Annotated in this window: 20 protein-coding genes; 13 read left to right on the plus strand and 7 right to left on the minus strand. The window is 69.4% G+C overall.

Annotation, left to right across the window (positions count from 1 at the left end; all coding sequences use genetic code 11):
* The first annotated feature begins 16 nt into the window (after positions 1 to 16).
* The 4 genes from sdhA (at position 17) to AQI94_RS44565 (ending at position 4,339) form a co-directional block, all read left to right on the plus strand.
* Positions 17 to 1,771 (plus strand): succinate dehydrogenase flavoprotein subunit, encoded by a 1,755-nt coding sequence (sdhA, locus tag AQI94_RS10070; protein WP_031042756.1) that lies wholly within the window; start codon positions 17 to 19, stop codon positions 1,769 to 1,771.
* Positions 1,771 to 2,550: a succinate dehydrogenase iron-sulfur subunit gene (locus AQI94_RS10075; protein WP_007384238.1), complete on the plus strand. Its 780-nt coding sequence runs from the start codon at positions 1,771 to 1,773 to the stop codon at positions 2,548 to 2,550. The genes sdhA and AQI94_RS10075 overlap by 1 nt, the downstream gene beginning before the upstream one ends.
* Before the next feature lie 156 nt (positions 2,551 to 2,706).
* Positions 2,707 to 3,225: a hypothetical protein gene (locus tag AQI94_RS10080; protein ID WP_031042759.1), complete on the plus strand. Its 519-nt coding sequence runs from the start codon at positions 2,707 to 2,709 to the stop codon at positions 3,223 to 3,225.
* A 706-nt stretch (positions 3,226 to 3,931) separates the two neighbouring features.
* Positions 3,932 to 4,339 carry a hypothetical protein gene (locus tag AQI94_RS44565; protein ID WP_158806226.1) on the plus strand — a complete coding sequence of 136 codons (408 nt, stop codon included), beginning with the start codon at positions 3,932 to 3,934 and terminating at the stop codon, positions 4,337 to 4,339.
* Here the strand turns inward: AQI94_RS44565 and AQI94_RS10095 are convergent.
* A complete protein-coding gene (locus tag AQI94_RS10095; RefSeq protein WP_051832065.1) occupies positions 4,301 to 5,242 on the minus strand; it encodes a hypothetical protein in 942 nt (313 codons plus the stop codon). The two genes, AQI94_RS44565 and AQI94_RS10095, sit on opposite strands and share 39 nt — an antisense overlap.
* A gap of 410 nt (positions 5,243 to 5,652) precedes the next feature.
* Here AQI94_RS10095 and AQI94_RS10100 point away from each other — a divergent pair, with 410 nt between their 5' ends.
* Positions 5,653 to 6,438: a hypothetical protein gene (locus AQI94_RS10100; RefSeq protein ID WP_031042770.1), complete on the plus strand. Its 786-nt coding sequence runs from the start codon at positions 5,653 to 5,655 to the stop codon at positions 6,436 to 6,438.
* 43 nt (positions 6,439 to 6,481) lie between these two features.
* Here AQI94_RS10100 and AQI94_RS10105 read toward each other — a convergent pair whose 3' ends face one another.
* Positions 6,482 to 8,944 (minus strand): DUF4132 domain-containing protein, encoded by a 2,463-nt coding sequence (locus AQI94_RS10105; protein ID WP_031042773.1) that lies wholly within the window; start codon positions 8,942 to 8,944, stop codon positions 6,482 to 6,484.
* Positions 8,945 to 8,946: 2 nt separating this feature from the next.
* Positions 8,947 to 9,339, minus strand: a complete 393-nt coding sequence (locus AQI94_RS10110; protein ID WP_031042776.1) for a hypothetical protein — start codon at positions 9,337 to 9,339, stop codon at positions 8,947 to 8,949.
* A 359-nt stretch (positions 9,340 to 9,698) separates the two neighbouring features.
* On the opposite strand from AQI94_RS10110, the gene AQI94_RS10115 reads away from it, so the two are divergent.
* Positions 9,699 to 10,673, plus strand: a complete 975-nt coding sequence (locus tag AQI94_RS10115; protein ID WP_031042779.1) for a helix-turn-helix domain-containing protein — start codon at positions 9,699 to 9,701, stop codon at positions 10,671 to 10,673.
* Between the two features lie 147 nt (positions 10,674 to 10,820).
* Positions 10,821 to 11,240: a hypothetical protein gene (locus AQI94_RS10120; RefSeq protein WP_031042782.1), complete on the plus strand. Its 420-nt coding sequence runs from the start codon at positions 10,821 to 10,823 to the stop codon at positions 11,238 to 11,240.
* A gap of 166 nt (positions 11,241 to 11,406) precedes the next feature.
* On the opposite strand, the gene AQI94_RS10125 is transcribed toward AQI94_RS10120, so the two are convergent.
* Complete coding sequence (locus AQI94_RS10125) at positions 11,407 to 11,817, minus strand: DUF2752 domain-containing protein (RefSeq protein ID WP_391270063.1); 411 nt, start codon at positions 11,815 to 11,817, stop codon at positions 11,407 to 11,409.
* 4 nt (positions 11,818 to 11,821) lie between these two features.
* Positions 11,822 to 12,313: a TM2 domain-containing protein gene (locus tag AQI94_RS10130; protein ID WP_031042793.1), complete on the minus strand. Its 492-nt coding sequence runs from the start codon at positions 12,311 to 12,313 to the stop codon at positions 11,822 to 11,824.
* 128 nt (positions 12,314 to 12,441) lie between these two features.
* Between AQI94_RS10130 and AQI94_RS10135 the strand changes: the two genes are divergently transcribed.
* The 4 genes from AQI94_RS10135 to AQI94_RS10150 all read left to right on the plus strand — a co-directional run bounded on the left by AQI94_RS10135 (position 12,442) and on the right by AQI94_RS10150 (position 14,634).
* Complete coding sequence (locus AQI94_RS10135) at positions 12,442 to 12,852, plus strand: VOC family protein (protein WP_031042795.1); 411 nt, start codon at positions 12,442 to 12,444, stop codon at positions 12,850 to 12,852.
* Between the two features lie 119 nt (positions 12,853 to 12,971).
* Positions 12,972 to 13,367 carry a hypothetical protein gene (locus AQI94_RS10140; RefSeq protein WP_031042797.1) on the plus strand — a complete coding sequence of 132 codons (396 nt, stop codon included), beginning with the start codon at positions 12,972 to 12,974 and terminating at the stop codon, positions 13,365 to 13,367.
* Complete coding sequence (locus AQI94_RS10145) at positions 13,364 to 13,870, plus strand: thiol-disulfide oxidoreductase DCC family protein (RefSeq protein WP_031042799.1); 507 nt, start codon at positions 13,364 to 13,366, stop codon at positions 13,868 to 13,870. Before AQI94_RS10140 ends, AQI94_RS10145 begins: the two co-directional genes overlap by 4 nt.
* Positions 13,871 to 13,881: 11 nt before the next feature.
* Entirely contained in the window at positions 13,882 to 14,634 is a 753-nt protein-coding gene (locus tag AQI94_RS10150; RefSeq protein WP_031042801.1) for a TetR/AcrR family transcriptional regulator, read from the plus strand.
* A 5-nt stretch (positions 14,635 to 14,639) separates the two neighbouring features.
* Here AQI94_RS10150 and AQI94_RS10155 read toward each other — a convergent pair whose 3' ends face one another.
* Positions 14,640 to 17,051, minus strand: coding sequence for an MMPL family transporter (locus AQI94_RS10155; RefSeq protein WP_031042803.1), 2,412 nt, complete (start codon positions 17,049 to 17,051; stop codon positions 14,640 to 14,642).
* Positions 17,052 to 17,217: 166 nt separating this feature from the next.
* On the opposite strand from AQI94_RS10155, the gene AQI94_RS10160 reads away from it, so the two are divergent.
* Together AQI94_RS10160 and AQI94_RS10165 are read left to right on the plus strand one after the other, a co-directional pair.
* Positions 17,218 to 17,919, plus strand: a complete 702-nt coding sequence (locus AQI94_RS10160) for a response regulator transcription factor (protein WP_031042805.1) — start codon at positions 17,218 to 17,220, stop codon at positions 17,917 to 17,919.
* Complete coding sequence (locus AQI94_RS10165) at positions 17,916 to 19,370, plus strand: sensor histidine kinase (RefSeq protein ID WP_031042808.1); 1,455 nt, start codon at positions 17,916 to 17,918, stop codon at positions 19,368 to 19,370. Before AQI94_RS10160 ends, AQI94_RS10165 begins: the two co-directional genes overlap by 4 nt.
* Positions 19,371 to 19,412: 42 nt before the next feature.
* On the opposite strand, the gene AQI94_RS10170 is transcribed toward AQI94_RS10165, so the two are convergent.
* Positions 19,413 to 20,969: an ABC transporter substrate-binding protein gene (locus AQI94_RS10170; RefSeq protein ID WP_031042811.1), complete on the minus strand. Its 1,557-nt coding sequence runs from the start codon at positions 20,967 to 20,969 to the stop codon at positions 19,413 to 19,415.
* Positions 20,970 to 21,036: the final 67 nt, after the last annotated feature.

A 21,036-nucleotide genomic window follows, 5' to 3' on the forward strand; every position in this document is an offset into this window, starting at 1 on the left:
CGGGGCTGCGAGAATCATGAAGATCCACAAGTACGACACCGTCATCGTCGGCGCCGGTGGCGCGGGCATGCGCGCGGCCATCGAGTCGACGAAGCGCAGCCGCACCGCCGTGCTGACCAAGCTCTACCCCACCCGCTCCCACACGGGCGCCGCGCAGGGCGGCATGGCCGCCGCGCTCGCCAACGTGGAGGAGGACAACTGGGAGTGGCACACCTTCGACACGGTCAAGGGCGGTGACTACCTGGTCGACCAGGACGCCGCCGAGATCCTGGCGAAGGAGGCCATCGACTCGGTCCTCGACCTGGAGAAGATGGGCCTGCCGTTCAACCGCACCCCGAACGGCACGATCGACCAGCGCCGCTTCGGCGGTCACAGCCGCAACCACGGCGAGGCCCCGGTCCGCCGGTCCTGCTACGCGGCGGACCGCACCGGCCACATGATCCTCCAGACGCTGTACCAGAACTGCGTCAAGGAGGGCGTGGAGTTCTTCAACGAGTTCTACGTCCTGGACCAGCTGATCACCGAGGTCGACGGCGTGAAGCGGTCGGCGGGCGTGATCGCGTACGAACTCGCCACCGGCGAGATCCACGTCTTCCAGGCGAAGGCCGTGATCTACGCGTCCGGCGGCTGCGGCAAGTTCTTCAAGGTGACCTCGAACGCGCACACCCTGACCGGCGACGGCCAGGCGGCCGTGTACCGCCGGGGACTGCCGCTGGAGGACATGGAGTTCTTCCAGTTCCACCCGACCGGCATCTGGCGCATGGGCATCCTGCTGACGGAGGGCGCCCGCGGTGAGGGCGGCATCCTCCGCAACAAGGACGGCGAGCGCTTCATGGAGAAGTACGCGCCGGTCATGAAGGACCTCGCGTCCCGTGACGTCGTGTCCCGCTCCATCTACACCGAGATCCGTGAGGGCCGCGGCTGCGGTCCCGAGGGCGACCACGTCTACCTCGACCTCACGCACCTGCCGCCGGAGCAGCTGGACGCGAAGCTCCCGGACATCACGGAGTTCGCGCGGACGTACCTCGGTATCGAGCCGTACACGGACCCGATCCCGATCCAGCCCACCGCGCACTACGCGATGGGCGGCATCCCGACGAACGTCGAGGGTGAGGTCCTGGCGGACAACACCACCGTCGTCCCGGGCCTGTACGCGGCCGGCGAGGTCGCCTGTGTGTCCGTCCACGGCGCCAACCGCCTCGGCACGAACTCGCTGCTGGACATCAACGTGTTCGGCAAGCGGGCGGGCATCGCCGCCGCCGAGTACTCCCAGAAGGCCGACTTCGTCGAGCTGCCGGAGAACCCGGCGGAGCTCGTCGTCGCGCAGGTCGAGCGGCTGCGGAACGCGACCGGCACGGAGCGTGTGTCGGTGCTGCGGCGCGAGCTGCAGGAGACCATGGACGCGAACGTCATGGTGTTCCGCACCGAGCAGACCATCAAGACGGCGGTCGAGAAGATCGCGGAACTGCGCGAGCGCTACCTGAACGTCTCGATCCAGGACAAGGGCAAGCGGTTCAACACCGACCTCCTGGAGGCCATCGAGCTCGGCAACCTCCTCGACCTCGCCGAGGTCATGGCGGTGTCGGCCCTGGCCCGCAAGGAGTCCCGCGGCGGTCACTACCGCGAGGACTACCCGAACCGCGACGACGTCAACTTCATGCGCCACACCATGGCGTACCGCGAGGTGGGCGACGACGGCACCGAGTCCATCCGTCTCGACTACAAGCCGGTCGTCCAGACCCGCTACCAGCCGATGGAGCGTAAGTACTGATGGCAACCCCGACCCTGGACAAGGCGGACGCGGCCGGCACGCCCGAGCCCGGCTTCGCCGACTCCCCGTACATCACGGCCACGTTCCGGATCCGCCGCTTCAACTCAGAGGTCTCGGCGGAGGCGACCTGGGAAGACTTCCAGCTGGAGATCGACCCGAAGGAACGTGTCCTCGACGCCCTGCACAAGATCAAGTGGGAGCAGGACGGCACGCTGACCTTCCGCCGTTCCTGCGCGCACGGCATCTGCGGCTCGGACGCGATGCGGATCAACGGCAAGAACCGCCTTGCGTGCAAGACGCTGATCAAGGACATCAACCCGTCGAAGCCGATCACGGTCGAGCCCATCAAGGGCCTGACGGTCCTCAAGGACCTCGTGGTCGACATGGAGCCGTTCTTCCAGGCGTACCGCGACGTGATGCCCTTCCTGATCACGAAGGACACGAACGAGCCGACGCGTGAGCGTCTCCAGACGGCCGAGGACCGCGAGCGCTTCGACGACACCACGAAGTGCATCCTCTGCGCCGCCTGCACCTCCTCGTGCCCGGTCTTCTGGAACGACGGCCAGTACTTCGGCCCGGCGGCCATCGTCAACGCCCACCGCTTCATCTTCGACTCGCGTGACGAGGCGGGCGAGCAGCGCCTGGAGATCCTCAACGACCGCGACGGCGTGTGGCGCTGCCGCACGACCTTCAACTGCACGGACGCGTGCCCGCGCGGCATCGAGGTCACGAAGGCGATCCAGGAAGTGAAGAGGGCGCTGATCACTCGGCGGTTCTGACCCCTTCTTCGCCATTGGCGTGTAACAGCTGAGGGCTCTGTTTCCGGTGTTACCGGAGATGGAGCCTTTCGCTTTTTTTCTGCCTGCAGGCTTCCCGACGAACTGATTCCCCCTCACACTTCCGAAGGGCGCGACTCCAGCGGGGGAGGGGGAGCAGTGCGGGAAGGCTCAGAACGCCACGGGTTCGGCGCCGCTGCAAAGGAAGCGCATTTCATCGCGGCGCCGCTGCTGACAGCGGCCGCACTCTCGCTGGCCGGCGTGGTCGCAGGCGCTGACGACGAGTTCAGGTGGCCTGGTATCACGCTGCTACTACTGGTAGCGACGTCGATGACACTTATCGCCAGTATCCAGGTGTCGTATTACGCATTGCAGTTCAAGTTCACCGAAGAAGAGCGTAAGGCGCGACAGAAGGTACGCGATTGGGCTGAGCCCACCGAGGATGAGCTGAAGACGATTCTGCGCGAGTCCCAGATAGCGTACGAAGACAATCTCAGGTACGCGGGCGTGGTTTTCAATTGTGGAACTTTGATGCTCGGACTCGGTATCGCGGCAGCGTTGGTACCGCCGCCCTGCGGCGGACACGACCAGGCAGCGTGGCGCATCGCCTCGGCCATTCTCGTCCTGGTGTGCACCATCTTCGATGCCGTCTGGGTGTGGATCTTGCTCAGGAAATAGTCCGCCGCAGAGGCTGACTCACATGGGGAGGACACGTGTACCAAGAAGTCGTACTGCCTGGATTTGCGATCCCGGCGCATCCCTGTCCTGGTTGCGGAAAGGACGTTCCGCGCGGATGCTCCGGCCTGCTCATGCCACACTCGCTCAAGGACAAACAGGTCAGGAGCGACGTTCAAAGCGGGGCGATCCAGCCAGTTCAGCTCGGCGAACGCGCGAACCACCTGTCACGTTGCCCGTTCCAGTGTCTTCACCCGACGCTGTTGCTGGCGTGCAGGAGCAAGGACGAGGTGTACTCGCTGCTCACTGACCTCAGTATCGACCCGGCGAGCGTGGGCCCTGGCGCCATCGGCCCCTAGTGCGATCTTCGCGGCTAACATAGCGCCGCGGCAACCCGGGGTTCCGCGAAACCGGGAGGCGGCGCACAGCGATGGAACAGGGTGAGAGGGGTGGCCGTGCCTCGCGGGTTCGGATATGGGCCGGCCTGTTCGCCGTAGCGACCGGGGCCCTGCTGGTCGGGGATCCTGCCCAACGTGGCCGAGCAGCGGTTGAGTTGGCGGGCAGGTGGTGGCCCTGGGCCCTCCTGGCTCTCGCGTGTCTGAACTTGTTGAGATCGGCTCTCCCGGCGGGTTCACTCATCGGTCCTCTGGCTCTCACCACCATCGCCGTCATCGGTCTGGTGGCCATCCACGGAGCAGACAGACACCTCGTGCACGATCAGCTGACTCCGGCCCTCCTGATGGCGATCGGGGCGGCACTGGTTCTGTCGCCGGCCCGCTCTAGCTACCGGACGAGCTGGACAAGGCTGCTGACTACCGGCGATGTCGTGGTTTCCCCCTCTGCGAGTCGCCTGTTCACCCTGCGCGCAGTGCTCGGTGAGCTACGGGCGGACCTTCGCGAGGTACAGGGCCAGGTCGAAGTGAACGTCACGGCAATTGCCGGCCATGTGCGCCTCACTGTTCCCCGCAAGAGTGCTGTGCGGGTCAACGCACAGGGAGCCCTTCTCACCCGAGTGCCGCCGCCCTCCGCCGAGGCCGGTCAGCAGCCGCACTCCGAAAAGGAGTTCACGATTCATGTCCTAGGTGTCTGCGGAGCCGTGAGCATCGCGCGGGTCTGACAAACCGCGCCGGAACGAACCAGGCCGTCGTCCGTGATCGTAGGGCAGATCGACAGTCGGATGGCCTGCGAGCGACTGCGAGACCTGCCAGAAGGTGTCTACCTCGTCGGCCCGATCGGGCAGCGGGTGGTGCAGCGCATCCAACAGATCGAATCGATGCAGGTCATAGACGATGTGCATGAGACCCGCGTACGCCTGTGCCGCCGTTACCGCTCCCTTGTACGCGAGCGCGGCCAACAAGAGCGCCATCAGAGGCAGCCAGAGCATGACCGGTTCGTCGTACAGCGCAGTCGACGCCAGCACAGCGGAGGCCAGAAAGCTCCAGCAGAGGTTGACTGCGGTGTCGAGGGCCGTCCTGGCAGAGTGCAACGCGCGGGCAAGTCGATCGGAAACCTGCATGTGAATCCGAGGCCACGAGGCGAGAGTCGCCAGACCGTACCGCTCACCAGCGCTGAGCTCCCCCAGCCTGAGCGCGTTGCCGAGTGCCGTCGGGAGCAGCACCTCCTCGGGCGGGACAGCGGCCAGGCGCCTGGCCGCGTCCGCTGCGACCCGAGTGGCCTGAGTGCTTGCATCCGACCCGACGGCGATCCGACTGCCGAGAGCATGCCTGCGCCGGCGCTGCACTTCGATCAGCACACCGGACAAACGAGCGGTTACCGACCATCTGTCCCAGTACCCTTCCAGGACACGCACCGCGCGCACCTGAAACGGGTACAGCAGCATCGCGAGTACGACCGAACCGGACCCGACGATCAGAGCGGAGCCGACGACAGCACTCCAGTCGGACGGCAAGGCCGCACTCCAATTCCCGCGACCCGAGAAGCTGCCGCTGCGGATCAGCGCATATGCACAGGAGCCGAACAGCACACACGGCACGAAGTGCACCATCAACACCCGCCGCACAAAGCCGCTCCTCGTCGCTCAGGCCCGACTTGCTCACCTGCCACATGCGTCACTGCACACTCAGCAGTATGACTTCAGGACTGGATCGGTGACATGGACTGAACAGCAACCGACTGAGTCAGTCCCCGGCTGTCTCCTCGGACGCCCCTCCATGACCTTGAGGCGCTCGCGCAGGATTCCGGTGCGGCTGCAGGACTCCATGGCCAGGTCGAGTTCGCAGACGTACACGACAGGGACGCATCGTCCCTTGGGGAAATCGGGTCGGATGCGGTGCCCATCACTGCTCCCAGGGTTCGAATGCGGAGATGCAGCCACATCGAGGACATGATCGGGACACCGAGTGTGCTCTCATCCGGCCAACTGCGCTGCGAAAACTGCGACTTGTGGTGCCTCAGTTGCAAACTGGCTCCATGGCACTCCTGAGGAAATCCGCCGCCGCGCTCTGCGCCGCCGCGGCGGTACTGCTCGCGATACCCCCCACTGCCTCCGCCCACCCCGCCTCCCACGGAACTCTGGCGAGGGAGACCTTCGACCGTCTGCCTCTCGGGCCGGTCACCGAGGGCCGTGGGTGGAGCACCGACTCGAAGGACGGCACGTTGACCGTCGTGCCCAGCTCCAAGGGGCACGGGCGTGAGCTGCGCATTCACACCGAGGGCAACGGCCGGGCCTTCCTCGTGTTCGATGAGCTCTCCCCGCCCGGCAACAGCCTGTGGGGGCGGGTGCGGCTGCGGGTCGGGGGCTTTCCCGCGGCGCCCGACTGGGCGCACTGGACCATCGCCGAGGCATCGGGGGCGGGCTCGCCGACGCTCGTGCGGCCGCTGGGCGGGCAGTTCGCGCCGACCGACGCCGGGAACTTCTGGGGTGTCGGGTCCGATCTCGGGCCCACCGGGGACTGGACCTCCTGGAAGACCTCGGCGCCGGCCGTCGCGGGGAAGTGGCAGTGCGCCGAGTTCCATCTCGACGCCACCGACAACCGCGTCACCGTCTACCTGGACGGTGTGCGGCAGTCCGAGCTGACCGTGTCGACGAAGGAGCACGGCGGGACCGCGGACGACTTCGTCTTCCCCGCCTTCGACAAGCTGAAGCTGGGCTGGCAGCTCTATCAGGCCGACCCGACACCGTCGTCGTACGACATCCGGATGGACGACATCGCGCTGGGCACGCGGCGCGTGGGCGGCTGCGGGAACGGGGGCTGAGACCGGGACTGCGCCGGTGATCGGGGCCGGTGAGCGGGGCCGGTCACAGCTGGCTCAGGATCGTCGGGTCCGTGATCCGCGTGTCGTCCGCCAGCATCATCGCCTTGCTGAGGATGACCGCGAGCATGCGGTCGCCCTCGTAGGGGAGGTAACCGGCCTGCGCGGCGGACGGGCCGGCCTTCGGGACGATGCAGAGGTACTGGTCGTTCGGGGTGCGCAGGATGTTGCCCGAGCCGAGGTGGATCTTGTACGTGTGGCGGTCGCCCTTGACGTGGAGGAAGCGGCCCTCCAGGGTGCAGCGGTCGGCTATCGCGAGCCTCGGGATGAGGCGGTCCAGGAGGAGACGGCGGGTCTCGGCGCTCTGGTTGAGCTCTCCGAAGCCGTACGACGTCCAGTACTCCTGGAAGCGGCCGCCGGGACCGCCGTCCTGCCAGGTCGGGTCGTTGCCGATGCTGGCCACGCCGACGAACAGGTCGACGTCACGCAGGACTTCGGAGAGGACCAGGGGCGGGATCCGCGTCAGTGGCAGGGGCTCCACCGGGTCCTCACCGTCGCGCAGCCACATGCGGTACTCGCCGCCCGCGCAGTGGGCCGAGTTCTCCGGGGCGCCGATCGGGTAGAAGCGGACCTGGTCGGTGCGCAGGCGCAGGAAGGTGCCGGAGTCGGTGATGTCCGTGTAGTCCTCGCCGCCCTCTCCCTCGATCCAGTACTCGGCGCGCAGGCCCCAGCGCGGGAGGTCGCGGGCGGGCGGCGGTGCCTCGTCGTCGACGGCCAGGCGGAGCTTGTTGCGCCAGCCCCGCGCCGCCGCCAGGGAGTGGAACTGGTGCTGGCGCAGGACGTGGGCCGCGAAGCGGTTGGAGTAGGTGCCGGTGGCGCGCTCGGCATCCGTCAGCAGGTAGACCTCGCGGTGGGCCTGCTTGAAGGGCTGTGTCACTCCGTGGCGCTCCAGCCAGTCGCGCCAGGCGACGATCTCCGCGGGGGTGTGGTCCACCGGATGCCAGAGACGGACGTCCGTGCCGTCGGTGACCGGGGTGTCCGCGAGAGTGCGCAGGGCGCCTTCGGCGTGACCGACCGTCGTGCCGTCCACCGTCCACAGCAGGCGGCGGGCCAGGGTGCCGACGAGGGGATGGTCCAGGTAGCGCTCGCGCCAGGTGGCGTAGGACCAGGTGCGGTCGGCCAGGAACTGGCGGTCCAGGCGCTCGCTCTGCGCCGAGAGCATCCTGTCGATGTCCTTGACGGTGGCCTTGAGCTCCTTCAACTCCTCCGCGTGGTCCCGTCGTACGGCGGCGGGCACGGTCTTCACCGGTTTGCCGCTCGCGTTGCGCCAGGTCAACACGGCCTTGGTGCCCTGGACTTCGAGGACGGCGGTGGTCTCGCCGAGCCGGTGCTCCGCGTGTCCGACCCCGGTCAGGCCGTACGCCGGTACGGCCAGTTCCTCGATCTCCTCGCGGCTCAGGCCGAGGGCGACGGCGCGGGCCTCCAGAGCCGCGTCGAGCAGCTTGGCGGTGTTCTTGTACGTCACCCTGGTGGCCAGCCGGGCCAGTTCGGCGAGGGCCGCCTCGCTGTCGACGCGGGCGAGGGCGTTGACCCCGGCGTTGGCGACCTTCGGGTTGCGCGGGCCGAGGCCGGCGACCTTCTTGAGGGAGGTCTCGACGAGGGCGCCGAGGGCGCGGGCGGTGTCGGGGTGCGGCGGGAGGAGGGAGAGCAGCCAGGCGAGGCCGCGCAACGCGTTCGCGTTGTAGGGGTCGTAGGCGCTGTTGACGTCCGGTTCGTAGCGCCCGCGGTCCAGCTCGAAGGTGCGGGGGCGGCCGACGAGGGCGAGCCAGCGGATCACGGCCTCGCGGACGCGGTCGGGGCCGAGCGCGTCGACCAGGGCGGTGGCCTGCTTGTCCCACTTGGCGGAGGGCTTCGCCGCGGTCGCGGTCGCCATGTGGGTCAGGAGCTGCTGCCAGACGCCGTCGGTCTCGCGCAGGGCTTCCTCGGCCCACTCCTCGCCGACGTTGAGGGGCGGCTCGGTCAGCTTCTTCGCCGTCCTCGGCAGGTCCTCGTTCTGGTAGGCGTGCAGGACGGCGCGGCGGACGGTGGCGACGACGGCGGGCGCGATCGGACGGCCCGCGGCCAGCTCGGCCTCAATGAGGTTCTCGTAGCGGGCGCCGTACCAGAAGGAGTGCTGCCGGGAGATCTTGTCGAGCAGGGCCAGGCGTTCCGCGGTCAGGCGGTCGTGGGGTGGCAGGTCGCGGGAGACGATGCCCAGCAGGATCAGCGCGTTCTCCCGGGCGTTCGGGCCCGCCTGTGGCGAGTGGTACTGCGTGACGAGGCCGTCGGCGACCCTGGACCGCGCCTGCGGCGGCAGTTCGCGCAGTCGGGCCAGGACGCCGTCCCACAGGCCGGTCCAGTTGCCGTTGTTGGCGATCGCGGCCTTGAGCAGGTCGACGGCGAGCCCCTCCAGGTCGTCGTCGGCGACGCGGCGGCCGATCAGGTCCTTGTACTTCTGGATCTCGCCCATGGTCAGCCTCCCACCAGCGGGACGAGCTTCAGGAACGTCACCTCGGTGCCGAGCACGAGGTCGATCTCCTCGTCGAGTTCGGTCACCTGACGGTCGCCGACCAGCACCAGGAAGCCGTTGCCCGTGAAGGCCTTGAGAGCGAGCTCGGTCTGGGTCTCGGGGTCTATGCGGCGGGGCGTGCGCAACGCGTAGCCGTTCAGCACGCGTTCGGTGTCGTCGGGCTGGACCAGGCCCTGGAAGACCGCGGGAGTGCGCGCGTTGTACTCGGCGACCTCCTGGAAGACCCGGCGGCGGATCACCTCGCGTACGGCGAGCCGCTCCTCGGCGATCTCCAGGCCCCAGCCGTCGCTACGGCTCCCGCTTGTCGTCTCGTCGACGACCATCACGATTCCCATGCCGACGACAGTACGAGCCGGCACTGACAACGGGCCCCGGACGGTGGTGGATCAGGGCCTGTCCGGCGGATCAGGTCGCATCCGGGTGGCCCCCGCGTCTGTGTGCCGGTGAGCGGGGTGGCGTGTCGAGGTGCACGGCGGCGGAGGACGACAGCAGGCGCCGGGCGAAAGGGCGGGGTGTCGAAGCTCCCGGGATCGTGGCCGGTGTGAGCGGCGGGGCGGGCCGGGGCCCCATGGGACGCTTCTGCACTTCTCCGAACCCGTCTCGCGGGTCAGAATGCTGGCGAGGCGACCGAGGACGATCTCAGCACGCACGCGTGTCGGTGGGAGCGCCCGGCGGGATCGGGGTGGGGACGGAAATGATCGGGACCAGCTTCCGCAGCGAGGACTGGCCGACGGAGGAGAGGTTCGACCGATGGCGGGAACTGGTCGGCCGGACCCGCTCCAGCGAGAGCGTCAGTGCCCACGCCGCGGACTTCTGGGGTGACATACGGCTGCTGGAACTGGGGCCGGTGACCGTGATGCGGATGTCGTTCCTGCCGACGCGTTTTCGGCGGGGCCCCGAAATGGTGCGCCGGTCCGACCCCGAGCTGTATCACCTGTCGCTGCTGCTCGACGGAGAGCTCGGTCTCGAACACGCCGGGCGGAACAGCAGATTCGGCCCACATGACCTGCACCTGGTTGAAAGCACGCGGCCTTACGACCTCGGGCCGGCGGACGACCGTGAGCGCCGTGCCGTCAAGGGAGTGGGGGTGGACTTCCCCAAGGCGCTGCTGCCCCTGCCACCGCACCGGGTCCACGAGTTGCTGGGCCAGGGTCTGCCGGGACAGAAGGGCGTGGGGGCGTTGCTGGCGGAGTTCCTGGTCGGTCTGGCCCGTCAGGCGGAGACGCTCCAGCCGGCCGACGCCCGGCGCCTGGGCACGGTCGTGCTCGACCTGCTGTCGGCGTGGTTCGCGCAACTGATGGACATGGAGGCGGCATTGTCTCCGGAGACCCGCCAGAAGGTCACGGTGGAACGCATCCTGGCGTTCATCCGGCAGAACCTGCACGATCCGGAACTGACGCCCCCCGTGATCGCCGCGGCGCACCACATCTCCCTCAGCTACCTCCACCGGATCTTCCAGCAGCGGTCGCAGGGAGAGACAGTGGCGGCCTGGATTCGCAAGCGGCGGCTGGAGGGCGCCCGCCGCGATCTGGCGGACCCCTCACTGCACGGCACGCCCATCCACGCCATCGCCGCCCGATGGGGCTTCCCCCGCGCCTCCGACTTCACTCGCGCCTTCCGCGCCGTCCACGGGCAGTCGCCCAGGGAGTTCCGGCTCCGGACGGGGTAGACGCAACGCCAACGAAGTGTGGACCGACCGACAACGACAGCCGGACGTACTGGGGGCATTCTCGATCAAGCGCAGCCCGGAGGTGTCGGTCGCGCGGTCGACCCGCTCCGACATCACAGGGCGGGATGTGAGAGAGAAGGACATCCCATGCGTGTGAAGGCCCTGGCCGTGGCTGCCGCAGCCGCCGGCGCCCTTGTTTTCGGTGCGGTGCCCGCCGACGCGGCACCGTACTGGCAGACCGTGAACACGGGCAGCTCGGACTGGTTCTGCACTGCGTACAAGCATCACTCGGTGTCCGACCACGTCAACTGGAAGGTGTGCGAAGTCACCAACGCGGACAACCACGCCCAGGTCGTCGTGATCGTCCAGAACGCGGCAAGCACGGCGATCACCATCGGGGGCTCCGTCAGAAGCAGCTACGGCAGCGCGGGAGAGTGCTTCACCTCCACTCTCAACCCCGGCTTCACTCGCGCATGTTACGGGCGGACCGTTCTCTACTCCAGCGATGCCTGGTGGATCCAGGGGACGCTCACCGTCAACGGTGACAAGGACATTTGGACCAGCTAGTAGTGCTTCGTCAGGTTCTGGGTCTGCTGCTGAGGGGCGGCGGTGACGAGGGTGTCGTGGTGGTGCCGGCCGCGCCGGGTGCGCGGTGGTCGCGCTCGATGCGTTCGGCTGCTCGATCAGCGATCCTTCTGGATCGGCGCCAACGCACACACCTGACGAAGCACCACTAGGCGATGTTGCGGGCCACCGTCCAGGCCAGGGCCACCGCGAGGACGGCCAGCTGTGCCCGGGGGCTCAGCGTGGGCCTCCAGCGGCGGCCGTGCAGGCCCGCCCACGCCCAGCGGCCCAGCAGGACGAGGGCGTACGGCGAGGCGAGCAGCAGCGCCCGGTTGTCCAGCCAGGCCTCGACGAAGTGACCGTGCATCAGGTCGTACACCATGCGGGTGCCGCCGCAGGCCGGGCAGAGCAGGCCGGTGAGCATGCGGAACGGGCACTGCGGCAGGACGTGGCCGGGCTCGTGCGGGTCGGTGTTGTAGAGGTAGAGGGCACCGGCGGCTCCCGCGGCGAGTACCGCCGAGGGTGCCGTCGCGGGGTGGCGCAGCAGGGAGCGCCGCGGGGCCACCGAGGTCCCGGTCACCTGCCTAGCTCCGGAGGATCCGGCCGTGTTCATCGGTGTGGTCGTTCCCGGTGAGCAGGAGGATCCCGTCGATCAGCGACCAGACGCCGAGGCCGCCGCAGGTGAAGAGCTGGGCGAGGCCCATCCCGACGTTGCCCAGGTAAAAGCGTCCGACGCCGAAGCCGCCGAGGGTGAGCTGGAGGATGCCCGCGATGACCTTCGACTTGTCGGAGTACGGCCGCCCGTACGGGTCGTAGCCGTAGGGGGCGTTGGGGTCTCCGGTGTAGGTACCCGGGGGCGGGTAGTAGCCCGGCGGCGGGAATCCGGGAGGCGGGTAGCCCGGCTGCTGGTACCCCGCCTGGGGGCCCGGCTGCTGGTACCCCGGCTGAGGGCCCTGCTGTTGGTACCCCGGCTGAGGGCCCTGCTGTTGGTACCCCGGCTGGGGACCCGGCTGCTGGTACCCGGACTGGGGGCCCTGCTCGGGGTCCTGCTGTTCGTGACCCTGCTGTTCGCTCAAGGGGGACTGCTCCTGGGGACCGAAGCGGGAGGACCCGCAAAAAAAGACGACAATCAGCCGGGTCATCATGCCCGACGGACACCGCGTCGCAGAAGCCCGTTCCGCGACCTCCCGCTTAATCTGACGACATGTCAGATGACGAGTCGTACGAACTGCTCGGTTTCGACAACGTGCTGCTGCCCGTCGGGAACGTCGGCGAGGCCGTCTCCTTCTACGAGCGCGCGGGCTTCACGGTGGGCTTCCGGCTCGACGAGGCGGGGATCGCCCTGCTGAAGGTCGGCGGCGAGACGCCCGGGCTCCTGCTCCGACAGGAGGAGGCGATGGGACACCGGCCGCCGCCGTGGCCCGCCACGCGCGTGTGGCTGGAGGTGCCGGACGCCAGGACCGCCGCCCGGGAGCTGCGCGCGGCCGGCATCGAACCGCTCGACGAGCCCTTCTCCGTGGTCACCGGCTGGACCGTCGAGATCGCCGACCCCTGGGGGAACGTCCTCGGGTTCACCGACTACACCAAGCGTCCGGAGCTGGGCCGGCGCGCCTGAGGCCCGCGGCACGCGCGCACGTGACGCAGACCTCTCCGCAAGCGAGTTGAACACGTTCAAAAGGAGGTCTACTGTCTCCCCTGTCAGCGTTTTGAACGCGTTCAAGAAGGGGGAGGCGCATGGACCGCACGGTCGTCGCCTACGTCATCTACCTCGTCGTCAGCATCGCCCTGACCGTCTGGGTGGCCCGCACGCTCAGCAGGAACGGACGGCTCTTCCTCGCCGACGTGCTGCGCGGCAACGAGAAGCTCGCCGAGGCCGTCAACCACCTCCTGGTGGTCGGCTTCTACCTCGTGAACCTCGGGTTCGTCGCGCTGTACCTCAGCGGCGACGGCACGATCGAGGACACGCGCGGAGTCTTCGAGGCCCTGTCCACCAAGCTGGGCGTGGTGCTGCTGGTGCTCGGCGTGATGCACCTGGCCAACGTGTACGTCCTCAACCGGATCCGCAGGCGGGGCGCCATGGAGCGGGAGCAGGTGCCCCCGGTCGCGCCGCAGGACTGGGTCCGGGCGTGACGGGCCCGGCAGCCCCGGGCGGTACGGCGGACCGCACCCCGGTCCGCCGGCTCACCGTCCTGTACGACGCCGACTGCTCGCTGTGCGCCTTCCTGCGCGACTGGCTCGTACGGCAGCCGCAGCTGGTGCCGTTGGAGCTGGTGCCGGCCGGGTCGCAGGAGGCCCGGCGGAGGTATCCCGGGCTCGATCATCGCGCCACCCTGGAGGAGATCACCGTCGTCGGTGACGCCGGGCAGGTCTATCGCGACACCGCCGCCTGGATCGTGACCCTGTGGGCGCTGCGCGAGCACCGGCCGCTCGCCCACCGGCTCAGCACCCCCTCCGGGGCACGGCTCGCCAGGGGCGCGGTGCTCGCCGCCGCCAAGTGGCGGGGCGCGCAGCGCCAGGAGGGCCGGTGGGAGGGCACGGTGTACCGCAGGCCCGACGGCTGGACGTACGAGGCCGGCCGGGGCTGGGCCCACACCGAACCGGGGTGCGACGGCGGCGGCTGCGCCACTGGTTAGGCTCTCTTCCCGTGCCTGCGAACAACGACGGCCCCGACGAGGGCGCCACCCCCGGCAAGTCCGATCAGACGAGCAAGTCCGAACAGACGCGCGCGCTGATCCTGGAGACGGCCATGCGGCTGTTCCAGGAGCGGGGGTACGACAAGACCACCATGCGGGCCATCGCCCAGGAGGCCGGTGTCTCGGTCGGCAACGCGTACTACTACTTCGCCGGCAAGGAACACCTGATCCAGGGCTTCTACGACCGGATCGCCGCCGAGCACCAGGTCGCCGTCCGGGAGGTCCTTGCCCGGGAGAGCGACCTGGAGGCCCGTCTCGCGGGGGTTCTCAAGGTCTGGCTGGACATCGCACAGCCGTATCACGAGTTCGCGGTGCAGTTCTTCAAGAACGCCGCCGATCCCGACAGCCCGCTCAGCCCCTTCTCGCCCGAGTCGGAGCACGCGCGCGTGGAGGCGATCGCCGTGCACCGCGAGGTGCTGCGGGGCTCGACGAGGACGAAGGTGCCCGAGGAACTGCGGGACATCCTCCCCGAGTTGATGTGGCTGTCCCAGATGGGGCTGGTCCTGTACTGGATCTTCGACCGCACGGTGGGCCGTGAGCGCAGTTACCGGCTCGCCGAGCGCGGGGCGCGGCTCACCGCGAGGGGCGTGTCGCTGGCCCGGTTCCGGGTGCTGCGGCCGCTCGTACGGGAGGTGCACGAGCTGTTCACGGACTTCCTGCCGGGGATGACGAAGGTGATGCCGGACCCCGGCAGGAAGGCGTAGGCAGGTCAGTTGACGGCGTCGACCTCCCCCTCGACCAGTTCGACGTCGTACACCAGCGGCCCCTGGCCCACGTCGACGTGCCGTGCGCGCGAGCCGTACGTCGGGGCCGTGGTCGCCAGCAGATACGTCCCCGGCGCCGGGACCGAGACGATGTACGAGCCGTCGGCCAGCGACTCCACCCGGTCCAGCTGACGGCCGCCGGCCGACATCAGGGTGACGGCCGCGCCCGCCACGGGTTCCCCGTCCGCGGTACGGACGAATCCGTGGACGGCCGATGCCGGGCCTCCTGCCCCGCGGGCCGCGGGCGAAGGCGCCGCCTCCTCCTTGGGCTCCACCGCCAGGTGCGGCAGCCGCTTCTCCAGGCCCTTGGGCAGCCACCAGTTGGAGTCGCCGAGCAGGTGCATCGCGGCCGGCACCAGGGCCGTGCGCAGGATGAAGGCGTCCAGGGCGACGGCGGCGGCGAGTCCGACGCCCGCCATGGCGGCGCCCGAGTCGCCGCTGAGGACGAACGCCATGAACACGCAGACCATGATCAGGGCAGCGGAGTTGATGACCCGGCTGGTCTCGGCGAGGCCGACGCGCACCGCGCGCGCGTTGTCGCGGGTGTGCACCCACTCCTCGTGCATACGGCTCACCAGGAACACCTGGTAGTCCATCGAGAGCCCGAACAGCAGGGACAGCATGATGACCGGCAGGAAGGCGTTGATCGGGCCCTCCTTGCCGAGACCGAGCAGCTCCAGGCCCCAGCCCCACTGGAAGATCGCGACCAGGACGCCGAAGGACGCCGCGGCGGCGATCAGGTTCATCAGGGCGGCCGTCAGCGGCACCACCAGCGAGCGGAAGGCGACCAGCAGGAGCAGGAAGCCGAGTCCGATGATCGTCGCGATGAACAGCGGCAGCCGGTCGCCGGTGACGGTCGAGAAGTCCTTCGAGACGGCCGTCACTCCTCCGACGTGCGCCTGTGCCCCGGCCGAGGGGATGACGTCGTCCCGCAGCCGGTCGATGAGCCGGTCCGTCTCCACGGACTGCGGTGAGGTCGTCGGCACGACCTGGATGACGGTGACCCCGTGGGCGGGCGGCAGCGCGGCGACCCGCGCGACCCCGGGCGTGTCCTGGAGGCCCTTGACCAGGGCGCTCGTCTCGCCGCCCTCGGTGACCACCTGGAGCGGTCCGTTGAAGCCCGGTCCGAAGCCCTCGGCGAGCAGGTCGTACGCCTTCCTGGTGGTCGTCGAGGCGTCGTCGTTGCCCTGGTCGGTAGCGCCGAGGCGGAGCGACAGCACGGGAACGGCCAGCACGGCCATGAGGACCAGGGCGAGCGCGACGGTCCTGCGCGGGCGCTTCTCGACGGCCGTCGACCAGCGGGCGGCGAGACCCGAGGCGCCCTCCGGCTCGGGTCCCTGGGCGGCCAGCCTGCGCCGCTGGCGGCGGCTGAGCACCCGCGGGCCGAGGAGGCCGAGCAGGGCCGGCAGGAGGGTCGTGGCCGCCAGGACGCTCAGCACCACGGTCAGCGAGGTGCCGATCACGACGCCGTCCAGGAAGCGCAGTTGCGTCACCAGCATGCCGGCGAGCGCGATGCAGACCGTGCCGCCCGCGAACAGCACCGCCCGGCCCGAGGTGTTGAGGGCGGTGACCGCCGCCTCCTCGGGGTCCAGCCCCCGCTGGATGCCGCGCCGGTGCCGGGTGACGATGAACAACGCGTAGTCGATGCCGACGCCGAGGCCGATCAAGGAGGCCAGCAGCGGGGCGATGTCGGGCACGTCGGTGGTGTGGCTGAGCAACTGGGTGGCGAACAGGCCCGTGCCCACGCCGAAGACGGCGATCGCGATCGGCAGCGTCATGGCGAAGAACGAGCCGAACGCCAGGAACAGCACGATCGCCGCCGCGACGATGCCGACCCCCTCCGACAGGCCCTGCGGCGGCTCCTGCACCCGCTGGATCGCCTGGCCGCCCAGTTCCACCTGGAGACCGGCCCGCTCGGCCTTCTGCGCGGTGTCGACGACGTCCTGGACGAGTTCCTTGGGCACCTCGTTCGCCCGCTTGACGAAGGTCACCTCGGCGTACGCGATCGTGCCGTCCCGGCTGACCTGCGCGGCACCCCGGGCGTCGTAGGGACCGGTCACCGCCCCGACGCCCGGCATCTTCGCGATTTCGTCGAGCACGGGCCGGATCCGGTCCCGCACCGCCTGGTCCCGCACCGAGCCGTCGTCGACCTTCCAGACCACCGTGTCGGTGTCGCCGGAGGTGTTCGGGAAGGCCTTCTCCATCAGGTCGTACGCGCTCTTGGAGTCCGTGTCGGGGAGGGAGAACACGTTCGCGTAGTTCGTGCCCGCCGTCGAGGCCGAGAAGCCCAGCCCGAACAACGCCCCCACCCACAGCAACAGGACCACCAGCCGGTGCCGATAGCACCAGCGTGCCAATACCGCCACGCTCCACACTCCCCTGTCCGTCGTCGGTCGGTCCCCCAGGTCCTCGCAACAGGATTGGTGGCGGCACGCACGCGTGGACATGAGACGCCCATGACTCTCAAGGAACTCCAAAGAGCGAACCGGCCCCACTGTCAGTGGCCCGGCCGATACTGGGGGCATGACTGGGGGAGACACGAGAAGTCCGGGCACCGTGCTGGTGGTGGAGGACGAGGAGAGCATCGCCGACGTCCTGGCCATCGCCCTGCGCTACCACCGGTTCGAGGTGATGGTCGCGGGCTCGGTCCGCGAGGCGCTCGCGCTCACCGACCGCACCCGCCCGGACGCGGCCCTGCTCGACGTCATGCTGCCCGACGGCGACGGCCGCGCCCTCGGCCGTGAACTGCGCGAGCGGCGGCCCGACCTGGCCCTGGTCTTCCTCACCGCGCGGGACTCCCCCGCCGAGATCGTCGGCGCCCTCGGCTTCGGCGACGACTACATCACCAAGCCGTTCAACATCGACGAGGTGGTCGCCAGGATCACCGCCGTCCTGCGCCGCACCCGCCCCGCCGACGTCCTGCCGCAGCGCCCGCCGCTTCGCTACGGCGACCTGGAGCTGGACGAGACGACCTACTCGGTGCACCGCGACGGCCGCTCGGTCCAGCTCACCCCCACCGAGTACGCGCTCCTGCGCTTCCTGGTGCGCAACGGCGGCCGGATCGTCCCCAAGGAACAACTCCTGCGCCACGTCTGGCAGTACGAGCACACCCCGCCCGAGTCGACCGTCGTGGAGACCTACATCAGCTATCTGCGGCGCAAGCTGGACGCCCTGGGCCCGCCGGTGATCACCACCCGGCGCGGTGTCGGGTACGGGCTCGCATGAGGTTCCGCCTGCCGCGTCGCCGACCCGGCATCCACTCCCTGCGCGGCAAGCTCACGCTGGCCAATGTGGCGCTGCTCGCGATCGGCATCGTCGCCGCGACCGCGGTGAGCGTGATGGGCATGCGGTACTACCTGCTCGACCAGATCGACAGCCAGCTCATCAAGACCCGGGATTCCCTGGGCGGTTCGCAGCTCACCCTGCGGCAGATCGACTCGCTGGGCATGCTGGGCTTCGTCCGCGACCGGCTCATGCCCGCGAAGGAGGACGAGGAGCGCTCGGCGGAGACCGTCTTCGCGGTCGTCGACAGCCAGGGGAAGCCGGTCGGGATCCTCGGCTTCGACCCCACCGAGTCCCAGCGGGGCCTCGCGAAGGCGGTGGGCGACCCGCGCGCGCTCGTCGACGACTCCGAGCCGCACGACATCACCGTCGACGACTCCACCTACCGCGCCACGGCGACCCGGCTCGGCGACGGCACGTACGCGCTGCTCGCCGCGCCCACCGACGTCCTGCACCAGGGCGTGGCCAAGGCCGTGCGGCTCGACCTCGCGATCGGCAGTCTGCTGCTCGCGCTGCTGGCCTGTCTGACGATGTTCAGCGTCCGGCGCCGGATGCGGCCGCTGGAGGACATGGTGGAGACCTCCTCGGCGATCGCCGAGGGCGATCTGACCCGGCGCATCCCCTCCAGCTGCGAGGCCTCCCTGGAGGTCGAGCAGCTGCGGGTCGCCCTCAACTCCATGCTCCACCAGGTCGAGTCGGCGTACCGCACGCGCGAGCGCAGCGCGGCCCAGCTGCGCAGCTTCGTCGCCGACGCCTCGCACGAGCTGCGCACCCCGCTGTCCGCGATACGCGGCTACCTCCAGCTGTACGACAAGGGCATGCTCTCCGACCCGGACGAGCGAAAGCGGGCCTGGACCCGGGTCCTGGCGGAGACGGACCGCATGGGGCGGCTGGTGGACGAGCTGCTCACCCTGGCCCGCCTCGACCAGCAGCCCGAACTGCGGTTCAGGAACGTCGACCTGAGCCGGCTGGTGCGGGAGGCGGCCGAGGACCTGCGGGTGCAGCAGCCGGACCGGCCCGTCGAGGTCGCCGCCGAGGGCTCCCTGCTGGTGCGGGCCGACGAGTCCGGGCTCCGGCAGGTCCTGGGCAACCTGGTGGGCAACGTGCGCACGCACACGCCCGCCGACGTGCCGGTACGGCTGGGCGTGGAGCGCGCGGACGGGGTCGTACGGCTGTGTGTCGCGGACGAGGGTCCGGGGCTGGCCCCGGACGACGCGGCCCGCGTCTTCGACCGGTTCTTCCGGGTCGGCGGCGGGGCGGGCAGCGGTCTCGGCCTGGCGATCGTGCAGGGCGTGGTCCGGGCCCACGGCGGCGAGGTGGAGGTGGGCACGGCCCCGGGCGAGGGACTGGCCGTGACGGTCACCCTGCCGGTACGCGCGTGTGCGGGGCAGTGACTCCGTGCGTACGTCCCACCCCGGCCGACGGAGCTGCGGGGATCAGATCCAGTTGAGGCGCCAGAGCCGGAAGACGCCGGTGCCGTCCGAGAGGTACTGGCCGCCACCGACGTCCTCGCTGGTCACGACGTACTCCTTGGCCTGCCACAGGGGGATGACCGGGACGTCGTGGGCGATCGACGCCTGGACCTCGTGGAAGTCCTGCTCGGCCTCACCACGGTCGGCGAAGCGCTGGCTGTCCTGAATCAGATGGTCGACCTGGTTGCTGGCGTAGCCGGTGTTCATGGTGCCATCGGTACCGACCAGCGGGGAGCCGTAGGTGTCCGGGTCGGGGTAGTCCGCCACCCAGCCGACCGCGTAGGCGTCCAGCTTCCCGGTGGCCCAGCGCTTCTGGAAGTCGGTCCACTCGTAGCCCTTGAGCGTCACCTTGAACAGGCCGCTCGCCTCCAGCTGTTTCTTGAGCTCCTTGGCCTCCGCGGCGGCCGAACCGCTGTTCAGGCCGTAGCCGTAGGTGAAGCTGACCGGGGTGGTCACACCGGCCTCGGTGAGCAGGGCGCGCGCCTTCTTGACGCTCGGCTCCGGGTACGAGTCGAAGAACGACGTGGTGTGGCCGGTGATGCCGGCCGGGATCAGCGAGTAGAGCGGGTCGACGGTTCCCTCGTACACCGAGGCGGCCAGCTGTTCGCGGTTGATCAGCCAGGCCATGGCCTGGCGCACCTTGACGTCGTGCAGCGGCTTGCCCGCGCGGGTGTTGAGGTAGAGGTTGCGGACCTCGGAGCTGTCGGCCTCGGAGACGCGCTGGCCCGGGTCGCTCGGGTTGAGTCCGGCGAGGACGTCCGGCGGCAGCTGGCGGTAGGCGACGTCGAGCTGCTTGGCCTTCCAGGCGGTGTTCAGCTTGTTCGAGTCGCCGTAGTAGTCGAGTTCGACCGGGCGGCCGGTGCTCTCGATCTCGCCCTTGTAGCTGTCGTTGGGCGTGAGGACCGCCTTCTTCCCCTTCGTGTACGTCGCCAGCTCGTACGGGCCGGTGCCGTCGACGGTGTCGTCGGTGCGCAGGGAGGCCGCGGGGTACTTGGTGCTGTCGACGATGGCGCCCGCCCCGGTGGCCACCTTGAACGGGAAGGTGGCGTCGGGCGAGGACAGCCGGAAGGTGATCGTCCGACCGCTGGTGCCGACCGACTCCAGGGTGTCCAGCAGGGCGGCCGGACCGACATCGGAGTTGATCTTCTTGACCCGGTCGAAGGAGTACTTGACGTCCTTCGCGGTCATCTCGCGGCCGCTCGGGAACGTCAGGCCCTCGCGCAGCACACAGCGGTACGTGCGCAGGTCGCTGCCCACGAACGCACAGCTCTCGGCCGCGTCGGGGACGGGTGTGACACTGCCCGGCTCGAAGGCCAGCAGCGACTGGAAGACGTTGTTGAACAGCGCCCACGAGCCGGCGTCATAGGCGCCGGCCGGGTCGAGTGAGGTGACCTCGTCGGTCGTCCCCACCTTGATGGTCCTGCCCATGCTCCCTCCGGACGGGAGCAACTGCCAGCCGCCTACCCCGACAACCCCCAGAACGAGCAGCGTCGCGAGAATCCGCGTGCGAACCGACCGCATCGGTTTGCCCTCCCCGGACCCCTGCGGGTCCCAGTGCACATGCCACCCCCTAGTGGCGTAGATCACC

Origin of the sequence: Streptomyces pseudovenezuelae, from assembly GCF_001513955.1 — a bacterium.
GTDB lineage: Bacteria > Actinomycetota > Actinomycetes > Streptomycetales > Streptomycetaceae > Streptomyces > Streptomyces pseudovenezuelae.

Bases quoted from the DNA above. Each gene is read 5' to 3' on its own strand.
- AQI94_RS10120 (WP_031042782.1), top strand. From the start codon at position 10,821: ATGCGTGTGAAGGCCCTGGCCGTGGCTGCCGCAGCCGCCGGCGCCCTT.
- AQI94_RS10105 (WP_031042773.1), bottom strand. From the start codon at position 8,944: ATGGGCGAGATCCAGAAGTACAAGGACCTGATCGGCCGCCGCGTCGCC.
- AQI94_RS10135 (WP_031042795.1), top strand. From the start codon at position 12,442: ATGTCAGATGACGAGTCGTACGAACTGCTCGGTTTCGACAACGTGCTG.
- AQI94_RS10075 (WP_007384238.1), top strand. From the start codon at position 1,771: ATGGCAACCCCGACCCTGGACAAGGCGGACGCGGCCGGCACGCCCGAG.
- AQI94_RS10100 (WP_031042770.1), top strand. From the start codon at position 5,653: ATGGCACTCCTGAGGAAATCCGCCGCCGCGCTCTGCGCCGCCGCGGCG.
- AQI94_RS10165 (WP_031042808.1), top strand. From the start codon at position 17,916: ATGAGGTTCCGCCTGCCGCGTCGCCGACCCGGCATCCACTCCCTGCGC.
- AQI94_RS10110 (WP_031042776.1), bottom strand. From the start codon at position 9,339: ATGGGAATCGTGATGGTCGTCGACGAGACGACAAGCGGGAGCCGTAGC.
- AQI94_RS10170 (WP_031042811.1), bottom strand. From the start codon at position 20,969: ATGCGGTCGGTTCGCACGCGGATTCTCGCGACGCTGCTCGTTCTGGGG.
- AQI94_RS10160 (WP_031042805.1), top strand. From the start codon at position 17,218: ATGACTGGGGGAGACACGAGAAGTCCGGGCACCGTGCTGGTGGTGGAG.
- sdhA (WP_031042756.1), top strand. From the start codon at position 17: ATGAAGATCCACAAGTACGACACCGTCATCGTCGGCGCCGGTGGCGCG.
- AQI94_RS10115 (WP_031042779.1), top strand. From the start codon at position 9,699: ATGATCGGGACCAGCTTCCGCAGCGAGGACTGGCCGACGGAGGAGAGG.
- AQI94_RS10140 (WP_031042797.1), top strand. From the start codon at position 12,972: ATGGACCGCACGGTCGTCGCCTACGTCATCTACCTCGTCGTCAGCATC.